Origin of the sequence: Luteimonas huabeiensis HB2, from assembly GCF_000559025.1 — a bacterium.
GTDB lineage: Bacteria > Pseudomonadota > Gammaproteobacteria > Xanthomonadales > Xanthomonadaceae > Luteimonas > Luteimonas huabeiensis.
Genome location: NZ_JAAN01000012.1, coordinates 19,031 through 33,594 on the forward strand (window position 1 = coordinate 19,031; position 14,564 = coordinate 33,594).

Here is a 14,564-nt window from a genome sequence, read left to right on the forward strand (position 1 = left end):
GCCGGCCGGCGATGCCGGGTGGCGACGATGGAGGCCCCGGAAGACCGCGGGCCGGGGCGCGGCTTCCGGGGGCGTCGCCGCGACCGCGATCGCGCAGCCGGTCGGTCGAGCCGGCGCCTGCCGGGGCGCCGGCGCAGGCCGGGCAGCGCCAGCGGCGGCCCGGCCGGTGCGGCCGGCCGGCCCGGTCAGTAGGCCTTGCGCACGCGCTCCGGGACGGCCCAGTCGTCGATGGGCAGGTAGGTGCCGCTGATGCGTACCGATTCGACCTTGCCCTGGGCGTCGAAGGCGTAGACCACCGGTTCCTTGTAGTGGTTGCCGCCGGTGCCGCCGTCCACCCGCAGGGTGGTCGCGTCGATGACGGTCAACGGCACCGCGCTCTTCGCCGGGTCGAGTTCGTAGGGGTTGAGCATGTACAGGCGGCCGCCGAGCGCGGCGATGTCGATCACGCCCCACAGGCGCGCGAAGCGCCCGGTGAAGCGGTCCAGGTCGATGCCGGCGGGCACGGCGGGGGTGTCGGCGTCCTGTCGCGTGCGCTCGGCCAGGTCGATCAGGCGGTACGCGGTCTTGGCCAGGTCCGACACCGGGCTGCCGAGCGCGTTGGTGAGCACCGACACCGCGATCGCGTCCTCCGGATCGGCCATCGAGATGGTGATGTGGCCCGGATAGCCGCCGGAGTGGCCGACCAGGGTGCGCGCGCCGACGTGGTGGACGAACACCCCCAGCCCGTAGATGGACGCGCTCTCGTCGCCCGGCTTGCCGGACCAGACCGGGCGGAACATCCGGCGCTTGGACGCGTCGCCGATCAGGCGCGCATCGCCGAAGCGGTAGGCGCTGAAGTACGCGGTCAGGTCCTCGGCGTTGGCGTAGAAGCCGGTGGCCGCCGACAGCGCCCGGGTATCCACGTGCTCGATCGGCACCCGGTGGTCGGCGTAGAGCAGGCTGCTGTAGCCGGTGGCGTACTCGTCGGCGCGCGCCGGATCGTACTCGGGCCCGGTGTGGGCCAGGCCGAGCCGGCCGACGATCTCGCGGCTGGCGTAGGCGTTGAAGTCCTCGCCGGTCGCGGCCTCGACGATCAGGCCGATCAGGCCGTAGCCGATGTTGGAGTACTTGAAGTGCTCGTTGCCGGGGATGACCGAGGCTTCGGCGGTCAGCAGTTCCTCGCGCAGTTGTTCCCGGTCGGGGAACGGCTTGCCGAGCTGCCAGAAGTCGCTGTCGCGGCCGTCGCGGATCACCCCGGCCGAGTGCGACAGCAGGTCGGCCACCGTCGCCGACGCCAGTGGCGAGCGCGCCTGCGCCAGCCACGGCAGCCAGTGGCCCGCGGTGTCGTCCAGGCGCAGCTTGCCGGCCTCGACCAGTTGCAGCACGGCGATGGCGGCGAAGGTCTTGGAATGCGAGGCGATGCGGAACAGATCGTCGTTGCGCAGCGGGCGCCGGCGTTCGACATCGGCCTGGCCGTAGGACGCGCTGAAGGCCAGTTCGCCGTCGATGCGGATCGCGGCCTGGATGCCGGGGATGCGCTGGTAGCCCTGCTGGTAGCCGAGCCACTGGTCGTAGTAGGCCAGCGCGTCGCGCGCCGAGGCCGGATCCGGCGGTGCGGCCTGTGCCGCGCTGTGCGCGATCGCGGCCGCGCAGAACAGGACGAGCGCTGCGGCGCGCCGGCAGGCGGTGCGCGCGGTGGGGCGCGCGCGGTCGGGAATGAGGGGCATGGTCTCTCCGGTTCGAGGGGCGAGGGGATGTCCGGCGGCGGTCGCCGCCGGGCGGTGCGGTCGGAGCGTCGGCCGGATGGCGACGGTGCGGTCGCCGCCGATGACGGCGTGGCGGTGCGGGAAACGCGGCGAGCCCGCCGGCTGCCCGTCGCCCACGCGGCCGATGTTGGCATACGGCTCGGCGCTGCGGCCCTCGCCCAGGGCGTCGCAGGCGGCGGGGGCGAGGCGGGCATCGCTACGGATGCGGCCGTCGGCGGCGGCGCGCGCGGGCCCGTGCTCGCCGCCGGAGACCGGTGAGGAAGTGGACCGGCGGCGTGGGAAAGCGTGTACGCGGCCGCAGTCGGTGATGTCGTCGGGCATGGGGGCTGCGAGCGAACGAGGGGCGGCCGGGCGAGCGCGCGCGACGTGCTCGCCTGGCGCCGGCAGCGAGCGCCCGCGGGTCGCGAGCCGCGGCGGTGTCGCCGGTCCCGGGCGGCCGGCCGACGACGCCGGCAGCCCGAATCTACGCGCGGGCGCTCGGCGCCGAATCGGTGGAAACCCTGATTCGCGAGATCGCGTGGGATCGGCCCGCGCGCCGGGCATCAGGACCCCGGGGCGGTCGCGCAGGCGGCGTCGCCCGCCCGAAGACGGCGCCCGGTCCGGGCGCGCGCGGCGCGCGGCCGCGCCTTCGGCGGCGGGAAGAACCTGAAATAATGCGGCCACTTCCGCAGGAGTTCCGCATCCATGCCCACGACCCTCCGCATCGCCATGGCCCAGTTCGACTTCCCGGTGGGCGCGGTCGAGCGCAACGCCGAGCGCATCGGCCAGATGATCCTGGAGGCGCGCGACGAGTTCGGCGCCGACGTGGTGCTGTTCCCGGAACTGGCCATCAGCGGCTATCCGCCCGAGGACCTGCTGATGCGGCCCTCGTTCCTGGCCGACTGCGAGCGCGCGCTGCAGGCGGTGGCCAGGCACGCCACCGGCATCGTCGCCGTCGTCGGCTGGCCGGAGTCGGCCGGCAGCGTGCTCTACAACTCCGCCAGCGTGCTGCGCGACGGCCGGGTGGAGCGGACCTACCGCAAGCGCGAGCTGCCCAACTACAACGTCTTCGACGAACGCCGCTATTTCCATGTCGATCCCGACGGCGAGCCCTGCGTGGTCGAGGTCAAGGGGGTGCCGGTCGGCGTGCTGGTGTGCGAGGACCTCTGGTTCGCCGAGCCGATCGCCGACACGGTGCGCGCGGGCGCCGAACTGGTGCTGGTGCCCAACGCCTCGCCCTACGGGCGCGGCAAGCACGCCGAGCGCGACGGCACGCTCTCCGACCGCATCGCCGAGACCGGTGCCGCGATCGCCTACCTCAACGTGGTCGGCGGCCAGGACGCGCTGGTGTTCGACGGCGCCTCGCTGGTGGCCGACGGCGACGGCGCCATCCACCCGGCGGCGGTCGCGTTCTCCGACCAGTGGCTGGTGGTGGACTACGACGCCGCGTCGCGGCGCTTCTCGCCGGTGGTGTGGGTGGACGACGGCGACGAGAGCGTCGATGCGCTGGCCTGGCGCGCGGTGACCCGCGGCGTGCGCGACTACTGCGACAAGAACGGCTTCACCAGCGCCTGGGTCGGCCTGTCGGGCGGCCTGGATTCCTCGGTGGTGCTGGCAATGGCGGTCGATGCGCTGGGGGCGGAGAACGTCACCGCGGTGCGGCTGCCCTCGCGCTATACCGCCGACCTGAGCAACGATCTCGCCGCCGAGCAGTGCAAGGCGCTCGGCGTGCGCATGCTGACGCTGCCGATCGAGGCGCCGTTCCAGGGCTTCCTCGACACCCTGTCGGAAGTCTTCGCCGGGCGCGAGCCGGACGTGACCGAAGAGAACCTGCAATCGCGCATCCGCGGCGCCATGCTGATGGCGCTGTCGAACAAGTTCGGCGGGCTGCTGCTGACCACCGGCAACAAGAGCGAATACGCGGTCGGCTACGCCACGATCTACGGCGACATGTGCGGCGGCTACGCGCCGATCAAGGATCTGTACAAGACCGAGGTCTACGGACTGGCCAAGTGGCGCAACACCGTGGGCGGCGCCCCGGTGATCCCGCGCGGCGTGATCTCGCGGCCGCCGTCGGCCGAGTTGCGGGAGAACCAGACCGACCAGGACTCGCTGCCGGCCTACGACGTGCTCGACGCGATCCTGCTGCGCTTCGTCGATTACGAACAGTCGCGCGACGAGATCGTCGCCGCCGGTTTCGACGCGGCGATGGTGGACAAGGTGCTGCGGCTGGTGCGCGCCAGCGAATGGAAGCGGCACCAGGCCGCGCCGGGCCCGAAGGTCTCCCGGCGCGCCTTCGGCCGCGAGCGGCGCTATCCGATCAGCAACGGCTACCGCGGCTGAGGCCCACCTGCGCCGGCTGCGTCAGCCGCGGCCCTCACCCCAACCCCTCTCCCGCGCGCGGGAGAGGGGCTCGAGCGCGGCGGCCGCCTTCCTTCTCCCGCATGCGGGAGAAGGTGCCCCGAAGGGGCGGATGAGGGCGTTTTTTTCGAAGTCCGCAGTGCAGCAGGCCCTCACCCCAACTCCTCTCCCGCGTGCGCGAGAGGGTCTCGAGCGCGGCGGCCGCTTCCCTTCTCCCGCTTGCGGGAGAAGGTGCCCCGAAGGGGCGGATGAGGGCGTTTTTTTCGAAGTCCGCAGTGCAGCAGGCCCTCACCCCAACCCCTCTCCCGCGCGCGGGAGAGGGGCTCGAGCGCGGCGGCCGCTTTCCTTCTCCCGCATGCGGGAGAAGGTGCCCCGAAGGGGCGGATGAGGGCGCTTTTTCGAAGTCCGCAGTGCAGCAGGCCCTCACCCCAACTCCTCTCCCGCGTGCGCGCGAGGGGCTCGAGCGCGGCGGCCGCTTCCCTTCTCCCGCTTGCGGGAGAAGGTGCCCGGAAGGGGCGGATGAGGGCGTTTTTTTTCGAAGTCCGCAGTGCAGCAGGCCCTCACCCCAACCCCTCTTCCGCGTGCGCGAGAGGGGCTCGAGCGCGGCGGCCGCCTTCCTTCTCCCGCATGCGGGAGAAGGTGCCCCGAAGGGGCGGATGAGGGCGCTTTTTTCGAAGTCCGCAGTGCAGCAGGCCCTCACCCTAACCCCTCTTCCGCGTGCGCGCGAGGGGCTCGAGCGCGGCGGCCGCTTTCCTTCTCCCGCTTGCGGGAGAAGGTGCCCCGAAGGGGTGGATGAGGGCGTTTTTCGAGGCCCGTTGCACGGCGGGCGACGGCGCCGCTACAGGTAGCGCGACCACAGCACCTGCGCTTGGGTGGTCTCCGTGCCGCCGCCGTCGCAATCGGCCATGCAGGGCGGCTCGCCGGGGTGGTAGGCGTCGTCGCCGGTGGTGTAGTCGATGACGGTGCTGCCGCCGATCGCGGCGCGTTCGCTGCCGCCGGCCTGCGCTGCGGCGAGGATCGCGCCGTCGATGCGGGTGCTGCCGCCGGTCAGCAGGGTGTCGCCGGCGGAGACGTTGCCGGACACGTGGGTGGACGCCCCGAGGCTGATGCGGCCGCCGACGAAGGTCTCGGTGCCGGGCAGGTAGCCGCCGGCGACGAAGGCCGCGTTGCCCAGGGCGGCACCGATGAGTGTCCCCTCCGCCAGGTCGCAGAGGTTGGTCGGCGCCTGCCCGGCGAAACCGGCGTTGGAGGCGCCGCCGACGGTCAGCGGCGCGTTGGCGCAGGTGCGCGCGTAGCCGGCCCAGTTCGGCGCCATCGTGCGGTGGCCGCCGGCGGTGACGATGTTGCCGGTGGCGAGGAAGGTGTTGACGTAGGTGCCGTTGCCGAGCTCGAGATCGCCGTCGAACCACGCCACGCCGCGCGCCATCGACTGCCCGTTCACCGTCCACTTGCCGTTGTCGTAGGCGAAGCAGCCGTTCTGCGCCGAGAAGCCCTGGCAGATGGCGGCCACCGGTTGCGTGCAGGTGGTCCCGGACATGTGTTCGGGCCGGCACAGGTAGTCGGGGTAGCGGTTGTGGTCGGCGTAGCGTTCGCCGAGCACGTAGGTGCCGGATGCGATGCCGTCCACGTAGGCCACCGTCACCTGGATGCGGCCGCCGACGTATTCGAAGACGTAGTTGGCCGCCAGCTTCAGCGGATACACGTCCACGCGCGTGCGCGGGATCGTCACCTCGGGCAGGGCGGCCAGGGACACCGGCGCCACCGCGCTCACTGCGGCCTGGTACCCGGGCTGCACCACCACGTTGACGCTGCTGTTGTACTGCTGCTGCTTCAGCAGCGCGCCGCCGACCACGCCGCTGCCCACGCTCTGCCAGCCGCCGACGTGGAGCGAGCCGCTGGCGTGCACGCTGGAGACGCTGCCGCTGCCTTCCAGGCGCACGTCGCCGCGGCTGGCCAGCGCGCCCGCGCCGGCGCTGCCGGTCAGCACGATCGTGCCGCCGGCCTGCACCTGGCCGGTGGTGCCGTAGCCTTCCAGGCGCACCGTGCCGTTGGCATGCACCGCGCTGACGCCCTCGCCCTTGACGACGACGTCGCCTCCCGCGGCGAGGGTGGTCGGCGAGCGGTTGCCGCCGGCGTACTCCACGCTGCCGTTGGCGCGCAGGCTGCCGACGCCGCCGCCGGCGCCGGTCCAGCGCACGTCGCCCTCGGTCGCGATCGAGGCGATGCGCACGCCGCCAGCGGCGACGACGACGCCGCGCCTGGCCTCCACCACCTCGCCGCTGCCGCCGGCGAAGGTCACCGTGCCGCCGCTGCGGATCGTCAGCGGCTTGGCGCCGCCCTCGACGCGTACGTCGCCGAGCGCGTAGACCTGCGAGACGCCGGAACTGCCGGTCAGGGTCACGTCGCCGTTGGCGTAGACCGCATCGACCTGGATGCCGCTGCCGATGGTGACGCTGCCGGTCGCGCGGATCGAGCTGATGCCGGTCACGCTGGCGTTGTCGAGCACCACGTTGCCGTCGACGTTGATGTCGGCGTTCTCGCCGCGGAACTCGATGCCGCCGGTGACCACCAGGTCCCGGTAGATGTTGATCGCGCCGATCTCGTTGCTGCCGCCGCCGTTGCCCGGGCCGGAGCCGCCAGCGACCGTCAGCAGGTACACCACTTCGACGGTGGACGTGGAGGCGGCGGTGCCCTCGGCGGCGCGGCCGGTCACCTGCGCGGTCACCCGGTAGCTGCCTTCGCCCGGCAATCGGCAGACTTCGCTGAGCACCGCGCGCGACACGCCGATGGGGCCGGCGCCGTCGATGGCGATCGCGCCGCGCGCCGGCGCGCCCTCGCAGGCGTACTCGCCGGTGCCGGTGCCGGCGCCGGCATCGTCCGCGGCCGCGGCCGTGATCTTGGCTGCCGCCGCGACCGCCGGCGCGCTGTCCAGGCGGTCCCAGCCCTGGCCGTCGGCCCAATGCTCGTAGCGATCCTGCGGCAGTTGCAGCAGCGCGGTGCGGATGGCTTCCACGCCGCGCCAGGCCGCGCCCTGGGCGGCGGTGGCGGCGTGCGTGGTCAGCTGCCGCTGCTGGGTGCCGCGCAGCGACACGGTCATGCCGAGCACCGCCACCCCGATCGCCAGGCCGAGCAGCAGCAGGATCAGGATCGTCGCCACGCCGCGCTGGCGATGCGCGACGCGCGCGGGAGACGGGCGAGCGGCGTTCATCCGGCGGCCTTGAGATTGGACAGGCAGGCGGAGAACACCACCTCGCCGGCGACCTTCAGCGAAACCCGCTGCGACACGTCCAGCAGGCCGGCCTGCTGCGCGTAGGGCAGGCTGCACTCGCCGTCGCGCTGGAAGCGGGCGTTCTGCAGCGAGCGCACGCCGGCCTCGTCGGCGAGCGCGTGGCCCTGCCGGTCCTGCGGCACGAAGAAGCCGGTGGCCGAGAGCAGGCGCCGGGGCGCGGCCGCGCCGGTGGCGCTCCAGGCCGGTGGGGCGTCCGCGCTCGTGCAGGGCTGGGCCGGCAGCCAGTACAGGCCGCGGCGGTCGGCATCGGCGTCGGCCGGCGCCGCCGGCACCGCGGTGGAGGCGGCGTCGTCGACGATGCGCAGGCCGGCGCAGGCTTCGCCGGCGTCCGGGTAGAGGCTGTAGCGCCAGACCACCAGGCGGCCGTCGTCGAGGATGGCGAACGCGCCCGCCTCGCCGGGCGGCACGCCGAAGCCGGCGCGCTGCATCTCGATCTGCGCGGTCAGCAGCGCCGAGGCCAGCTGGCCGTCGCGCTGCGCGCTGCGCGCGGTGTTGCCGGAGACATCGATCATCAATGCGTAGATGGCGACCATCGCCGCGATCGTCAGCAGCGAGATCAGCAGCCCGACCATCACCCCGATCAGGCTCTGCCCGCGCTGGCGACGGGCATGGCGGACGCGACGAGGCGGGCGGCGCGCGCTCATTGCGGCAACTGCCGGGTGCCGACCACCAGCGCGGGGCCGGCATCCTGCTCGTCGCCGCCGGTCATGCCGAGCGCGCTGGCCGGGATCTCGAGCGCGACCTCCGGCGGTGCGGCGATGGCGGCCGAGGCGCCGCTGCCGAAGTTGAGCGTGAGGTTCGGCGCGGTCGAGCACTGCACGGTCGCGCTTTCCGCGGCCGTCGGCGACCACGGCGCCTGGATGGCCGTGCTGCTGCCCTCGCACAGGGCCAGGCCGTCCATCTGCAGCGCCAGGCGCAGTTGCTCGACGGCGAACGATTCGACCTTGGCGTCGCGCTGGCCGGCGGCCACGCGCGCGGCCACGTGGCCCAGGCCGCCGCCGAGCACCGCCAGCAGCGCCACGCCGACCAGCGCCTCCAGCAGCACGTCGCCGCGCTGGTGGCGGGAGCGGCGGCCGCGCGCGCGCGACCGGCGAATGCGGTCAGAGCAGTTCGGCATATTCGAGCGCCTGGTCGCCGATGCCGATCGCCACGCGTTCCTGGTTCGCGAGCGCGCAGCCGTCGGCATCGGTGCGCTGGCCGTGGCTGTCGAAGGCCACGCAGGAAAACGCGTTGCCGTCGGCGCGGAAGGTCGCCAGATCGGGGAACCCGGCCGGTCCGGTGAGCTTGAAGGCGAGGTCCGGGTGCGGGAGCGGGCCGGTCGTCCAGACCGGTTGCGCGGGCCAGTCGCCGTCCTCGTCGCGCACCCGCACCTGCAGCGTGCGCGCGCCGTCGGCTTCGACCAGCTCGAGCCGGACGGTGCCGCCGGCGATCGTGGCCGGCAGGCCGGACGGATTGCGCAGCGCCATCGCCCGCGCCTGCGATACCGCTTCCTGCAGCTGGCCGACGGCCTGCAACTGGCGGGTACCGTCGATCCAGCTGCGGGCGAACGGCAGCCCGACCAGCAGCAGCATCGCCACGATCGCGATCGTCACCATCAGCTCGACCAGGGTGAAGCCGCGCATGCGAGGGCTCACCACGTCACGTCGCCCACGTCGGGGCAGGCATCGCGGGTGCGGGTGTTGTCCGCCGTCAGCCGCAGGGTGCAGCCCTCCAGCCGGCCGCCGGTGCCGACGGCGCTGAGCGTGTAACCGTCCTGCGCGCGGTAGGCGAAGGCGAAGTCGCCGGCATCCGAGGCCGGCGACCAGCCCGGGAACACGGCGCGCAACTGCGCGGCGCCGTCCAGGCTGCCGCCGGGATACACCAGGGTGCGCTGGCGGTGGTTCTCGACGTTGGCCGACAGCGCGAGCAGGTCGGCCTGGGCGATCCGGATCTTGCTGCGCAGGACGTAGCGCGTATATGACGGCCAGGCGATCGCGGCCAGGATCGCGACGATCGCGACCACCACCATCAACTCCACCAGGGTGAAGCCCTTCGAACGCTTGCGTGCCACGTGATGTCCCTTGTCGGTCGAGCGCCGGCTTGCGGCGATCGCTCGTCGCGCAAAAGCCAGCAGGCCATTTGAGGGAAGCGAAATCACGCTGTCAATGTGATGGGAATCAAAAAAGTTCTGGTGTCAAGTCTTTCGTGCAAATCACGCAAGGCTTGAAACCATATATGGGACAGTAGGTTAGCTCTTTTGGGGGCCGCATTGCAGGACTGCGGCTTGGTGGGCTAGGAGCCACATAAGAGCGTCGGTAGAGAAAGCCGCATCGCACTGTGTCGTGCTGGATTGCCGAGGAACGGCGAGCGTGCCGCACGATCATAGCCCAAGAGGCTGTTGATGGCATCCAGAATGAAGAACGCGCAGCCTGGGGCTGCGCGTTCAATGGATGCCGTTGGTATGCGACGCCATCATGTCGGCTTCCATGGCGCGCTCCGGGTCGCCGTGCCCTTCCTGAATCCCCGATCCCTCGCTATGAACGCCTCCAGCATGTGCGGGATCAACTTCTCGGCATCGACTGTTCGCCATGCGTTTGCGCGTGCAGCGCGGCGTAGCGGTCGAGGCCGGCTTTCAGGCTGACCGGACAGGCAAAGGTCATCTTGACGCTCTTGGTCTTGGGCACCGGCCCGAGCCGCAGCTTCTTGGTCGTGCTCATGCGAAGTTCCCCGATTGAAGAACAGCGGCTGGCAGGTAACTCAATATCTATGGATGATCGTGAAAGGACCATCGACGCGGGCCACTCTCCAGCTTGCATAATGTTCGGAACTGCACGCCGCGCGCATACTTGGCAATCGAAGTCACAGTGTCTGTGTTAGCGGACTATGACCGCTATTCGACAGTGACTGATCGATCGGAGGGGGAACGCTGTGGAACTGTATGAGAGGTGGTGTGAGTCCACCAAAGAAAAGAATAAGCGTAAGTATTACTGGACCTATGTCGAGAAGGACGGCGGTCGCGACGATATCTGCGAGGATCTCGCTGAGACCATCCGCTCTCACTACGACCGACTCGAACGGATCGCCGACGACGTAGAGCGACTCGGATACAAGGTCGCCGCCAAGATTCTCAGCGAAGCGATGCCTCAGACAGACAAGGGACGCTCCGGCGACCTCGGCGAAATCCTTGCGACTGAGCTGGTGGAAGAAGAGATTGGCCTGCGCGTCCCTGTGCGCCGACTTCGCTACAAGGATGGTCGCAACATGGCCATGCGTGGCGATGACTTCATTGGCGCCGGCTACGGCGGTGATGATGAAAAGCTCTGGCTCCTGAAGGGCGAGGCAAAGAGCAACAAGAAGCTTGGCAAATCCACGGTCACCAGTGCCCGTAAGGTACTCGACCGCGACGATGGCCGCTGCACACCAGACTCGCTGCTGTTCGTCGCCAATCGCCTGCTGGAGAGCAATGACCCCGACGACAACGCGCTGGGTCGCGATCTCCGCGACGAGGTGGGCCTCAAGTCCCTCCGTGCCGATCGCATTGACCACATGCTCTTCACCTTGTCGGGTAATGGCCCTCACGCCTCCCTGAAGGACGACCTCGACGCTGCTGGGACGAACCGTGACCACTACGTCGTGAACATCCACGTCGAGGACCACCAAGACTTCATCGCAGCTATGTACCAGGAGGCGGAAGACCTTGGAGACGCCTGACGAACTGACAGCCTACCTCACCGCCGCGACCGTCGATGGCATCCTTGGCCGCCTCCTCTATCGTGGTGCTGCTTGGTCGTTGATGCGAGAAGCGGGTGTGTTGCCGCAAAACGCACCGCCATTGGGTGAGACCATCGAAACTGACCTCGCCGAACATGGCTTCGCCCTACTTCGGGGCGCCATGGCGCTACGCGCAAAGACTGGCGCATCCGACCTGACGAACAGGGCTTTCGAGCGAGCCGCCAACGCCTTTGAGGCTCTAGTGAGAAATGGTAATCCTGAGTCGCCAGATCGGGGGTTTCGTCGCACGATTGCCGCTTCTGCTTATCACTTGGCTGGCTACTCGGCCGTGGCCTATTCTCTCTTCAACGAGGCATCAGAAGACCTAAACACCGCGCCGGGCGAAACGGCGATCCGCCACCTGATCCTGCGCGACCTCGACAAGCTTCGCGGCTTTGTTCGCGAGTGGTTGGACGACGAGGCTCACGGTGATGAACAGATTGCCGAGGCGCTAGGGGGAGAAGAACCGGACATCGACGAGGTTCTGTCGGCCATCCTCAACACGACTATCTGCCGAGCCCTAGCACATTTTGACTTCGCGCTTGAAACGGGCGAGCCCGAGCCGATCGATAGCGCACGCACGTTGCTTGCCACTGCGATTAGCTTGGCAGACAACGCGGAAAATGTTCCGCTGTGGTGGATATCGAACCTTTGTCGCCATCTGATCGACGATCTTTGGTTGCATTCGTTGCATCAGAATCTGCCGACCGAACCGCCAGAGGGGACGGAGGAAAAATACCCGGACTTGCGCCGACTGTTCATCTCGTCGCTCTATGCCCGAAAAACTTCCGAAGTGGAGCTATGGCCATCGCAGCGCGAAGCGGCCCAGCGTTCAACGGACGTCACCGACGACTTGGTCGTCGCCTTGCCGACCAGTGCTGGCAAAACGCGGGTTGCGGAGATTGCTGCGCTAATGACCTTGTCGTCAGAGCGACGGGTACTGATCGTCACGCCATTGCGCGCATTGTCCGCCCAGACGGAGCGTTCCTTCAGAAAGACCTTCGCGCCTCTCGGCTTCAGCGTTTCCTCGCTTTACGGCGCCAGCGGCCTTTCGGCTGGTGACGAAGACGCCCTGCGCACCCGCGAGATCATCATTGCAACGCCGGAAAAGCTCGATTTCGCGCTCAGAAGCGACCCGTCCCTGATCGATGATGTTGGCCTAATCGTCCTCGACGAAGGTCACATGATCGGCCCGAGCGAGCGCGAAATCCGTTATGAAACGCTGGTGCAACGCTTGCTTCGCCGCGCGGATAAGGGCGAACGCCGGATCGTCTGTCTCTCCGCTATCTTGCCCAGCGGCGACGAACTTGACGATCTCACTGCATGGATTCGCTCTGACGAGCCAGGCGAGCCGGTGCGTTCCGACTGGCGCCCTACGCGGCAGCGGTTTGGCGCACTCACTTGGCGAGGAAAGGACGCTCTGCTTCGGCTCGACCTCGACGACGATGGACCCTTCCTCGATAAATTCGTTGTGGAGAAGGCCGCCCTAGGGAGAGAGAAGAAGCCTTATCCGCGCAAGAACTCGCACCTCACCTTGTTCGCGGCGTGGGAGTTCGCGAACCAAGGTAAGCGGACCCTGATCTTCTCCACTCAGGCAAATTGGGTCGAGAGCTATGGCAAGCAGGTCGTGGACCTCTGCAAGCGCGGCTATCTGGATTCGTTGCTGGAGAACGAAGCGTCGATTGCGCGAGCTATGGAGGTCGGCAAGGAATGGCTGGGCGAGGACCATCCCGCCGTCGCCTGCCTGAAGGCGGGCGTCGCGATTCACCACGGCCGGCTGCCGAGCCCGTTCCTGCGCGAGTTGGAAGTCCTTCTGTCCGAGGGGGTGCTGAAGGTCATCGTCGCGTCGCCGACGCTGTCGCAGGGCCTCAACCTCAACGCTGCCGTGCTGTTGGTGCCAGCGTTGTATCGGGCGTCCGAGAAGATCAAAGGCGAGGAGTTTGCGAATGTCGCCGGCCGCGCCGGGCGGGCCTTCGTGGACGTCGAGGGTCTCATCGTCCATGTCATGTTCGATAAGATCGATTGGCGGAGGAGGGAGTGGCGAAAGCTGGTCGCTTCCGCCAAGGCCCGAACGCTGAAGAGCGGCCTCATCCAGATCGTCGCCGAGATTCTTGATCGTCTGTCCCGCGAAGGTGTGTTAGATCGCGATGATGCCTGGGAATATCTCGCCAACGCCCGCGAAGCTTGGCGATCGCCCGAGGAAGAAGCTGCTGTTGCCGAACGCTTGGCTGCCGGTGCGGAATACGATGCCGATGCCGATGGCGACGACGATGAAGGCGGCAGCGATGGAGAAGAAGATGCCATCGACGAGGAGCCGCTGTCGCAGCTCGTTGAACGCCTCGATGCAACCGTGTTCGGTCTGATCGAAGCCTTAGACGCTGATCGTGCTGATTTGCCGAAACTCTTGGACGAGGCGCTTAAAGGATCGCTGTGGGCGCGTCAGATCGCCCGCGAGAATGAGAACGTTGCGCCTTTGCACAAGAAGGTGTTTGAGGCGCGCGCGGACCTCATTTGGAGAACCACCACGGCGCAGGCGCGGCGCGGGCACTTCGCAATGGGGGTTGGGCTTGAAGCCGGTCTCTCCATCGACGCCCTGGCCGATGAACTCGCCGAGATGCTCGACCGGGCCGACGACGCAGCATTGAGCGGTGATGTCGATGAACTCGCCGACGCCCTTGGCGGTCTAGGTGAGCGTCTGCTATTTATGCGACCCTTCATTCCCGACAAGGCGAATGCGCTGCCGGCGAACTGGAAGGCCATCCTGCGAAGCTGGGTATCCGGCGAAGATGTTGCCAAGATCGGAGCGCAGAACATGCGAGCGGTCGAAGAGGCTTTCACCTATCGCCTGGTTTGGGCGCTGGAAGCCGTCCGCACCCGCCGCATGTCCCTAGGATGGTTGCCGGACACAGTGGCGGGCGGTGCAGCGGCAGCGGTCGAAACCGGCGTCCCACGGTTCATGATGGCGATGCTGATTCGCGCTGGTCTGCCGTCGCGGCGCGCGGCGATGGCAGCCATTGAGGATGCAATGCCCGTCTTCGTCACACCGGCGGAGATGCGAGCCTGGCTTGAATCCGACGAGATTACGGCCTACACCGATGCCGGCAATTGGCCGACGCCCGATACTGCCGCGCTATGGGCGCGCTTCCGAACTGAGGCTCTCAGTGGCGGCATTCAGAAATGGTCGGTTGAACGCTACAAGCGTCTGCTCGACATTGAGGCCGTCCCGCCTGCTGGCCTCTATCGGATCGTCACCGATGAGGGGGACGGACGGACTTGGCTGGCGACTCCTGACTACCAGCGGGTCGCCGCGTTCAAGAGGCCGGCGGTCGATCCTAAACCTAGCCTCTTTTCGGGTCAGCTTCCGGGTAATACGAGGCTCGTGGAAGCTTTGCGCGTCGGTCGCGGAAAACTGCTCTGGCCGCGTGCCAATGGGTGAATGG

General features: G+C 68.7%; 11 protein-coding genes. 4 read left to right on the forward strand and 7 right to left on the reverse strand.

What is annotated here, in order from left to right; all coding sequences use genetic code 11:
- Positions 1–185: 185 nt before the first annotated feature.
- Positions 186–1,706 (reverse strand): serine hydrolase domain-containing protein, encoded by a 1,521-nt coding sequence (locus tag Z164_RS19900; protein WP_081770052.1) that lies wholly within the window; start codon positions 1,704–1,706, stop codon positions 186–188.
- Positions 1,707–1,733: 27 nt separating this feature from the next.
- Between Z164_RS19900 and Z164_RS22330 the strand changes: the two genes are divergently transcribed.
- Together Z164_RS22330 and Z164_RS0103175 are read left to right on the forward strand one after the other, a co-directional pair.
- Positions 1,734–2,003: a hypothetical protein gene (locus Z164_RS22330; RefSeq protein WP_152540846.1), complete on the forward strand. Its 270-nt coding sequence runs from the start codon at positions 1,734–1,736 to the stop codon at positions 2,001–2,003.
- Positions 2,004–2,429: 426 nt separating this feature from the next.
- Positions 2,430–4,067 (forward strand): NAD+ synthase, encoded by a 1,638-nt coding sequence (locus Z164_RS0103175; protein ID WP_024889297.1) that lies wholly within the window; start codon positions 2,430–2,432, stop codon positions 4,065–4,067.
- Between the two features lie 856 nt (positions 4,068–4,923).
- On the opposite strand, the gene Z164_RS0103180 is transcribed toward Z164_RS0103175, so the two are convergent.
- The 6 genes from Z164_RS0103180 to Z164_RS23670 all read right to left on the reverse strand — a co-directional run bounded on the left by Z164_RS0103180 (position 4,924) and on the right by Z164_RS23670 (position 10,070).
- Positions 4,924–7,293, reverse strand: coding sequence for a hypothetical protein (locus tag Z164_RS0103180; RefSeq protein ID WP_024889298.1), 2,370 nt, complete (start codon positions 7,291–7,293; stop codon positions 4,924–4,926).
- On the reverse strand, positions 7,290–8,018 hold the full coding sequence (locus Z164_RS21270; RefSeq protein WP_152540847.1) for a PilW family protein: 729 nt from the start codon (positions 8,016–8,018) through the stop codon (positions 7,290–7,292). Before Z164_RS21270 ends, Z164_RS0103180 begins: the two co-directional genes overlap by 4 nt.
- On the reverse strand, positions 8,015–8,491 hold the full coding sequence (locus Z164_RS21275) for a hypothetical protein (RefSeq protein ID WP_024889300.1): 477 nt from the start codon (positions 8,489–8,491) through the stop codon (positions 8,015–8,017). The genes Z164_RS21270 and Z164_RS21275 overlap by 4 nt, the downstream gene beginning before the upstream one ends.
- Positions 8,475–8,996 (reverse strand): pilus assembly FimT family protein, encoded by a 522-nt coding sequence (locus tag Z164_RS21280; protein ID WP_024889301.1) that lies wholly within the window; start codon positions 8,994–8,996, stop codon positions 8,475–8,477. The genes Z164_RS21275 and Z164_RS21280 overlap by 17 nt, the downstream gene beginning before the upstream one ends.
- Positions 8,997–9,004: 8 nt before the next feature.
- Positions 9,005–9,424: a prepilin-type N-terminal cleavage/methylation domain-containing protein gene (locus tag Z164_RS0103200; protein ID WP_024889302.1), complete on the reverse strand. Its 420-nt coding sequence runs from the start codon at positions 9,422–9,424 to the stop codon at positions 9,005–9,007.
- A gap of 490 nt (positions 9,425–9,914) precedes the next feature.
- The gene (locus Z164_RS23670; protein WP_425477204.1) at positions 9,915–10,070 is read right to left on the reverse strand and encodes a DUF2274 domain-containing protein; all 156 of its coding nucleotides are present in this window, start codon (positions 10,068–10,070) and stop codon (positions 9,915–9,917) included.
- Between the two features lie 211 nt (positions 10,071–10,281).
- Between Z164_RS23670 and Z164_RS0103210 the strand changes: the two genes are divergently transcribed.
- Together Z164_RS0103210 and Z164_RS0103215 are read left to right on the forward strand one after the other, a co-directional pair.
- Positions 10,282–11,064 (forward strand): HamA C-terminal domain-containing protein, encoded by a 783-nt coding sequence (locus tag Z164_RS0103210; RefSeq protein WP_024889303.1) that lies wholly within the window; start codon positions 10,282–10,284, stop codon positions 11,062–11,064.
- A complete protein-coding gene (locus Z164_RS0103215; protein ID WP_024889304.1) occupies positions 11,051–14,560 on the forward strand; it encodes a DEAD/DEAH box helicase in 3,510 nt (1,169 codons plus the stop codon). Before Z164_RS0103210 ends, Z164_RS0103215 begins: the two co-directional genes overlap by 14 nt.
- The last annotated feature ends 4 nt before the right edge of the window (positions 14,561–14,564 follow it).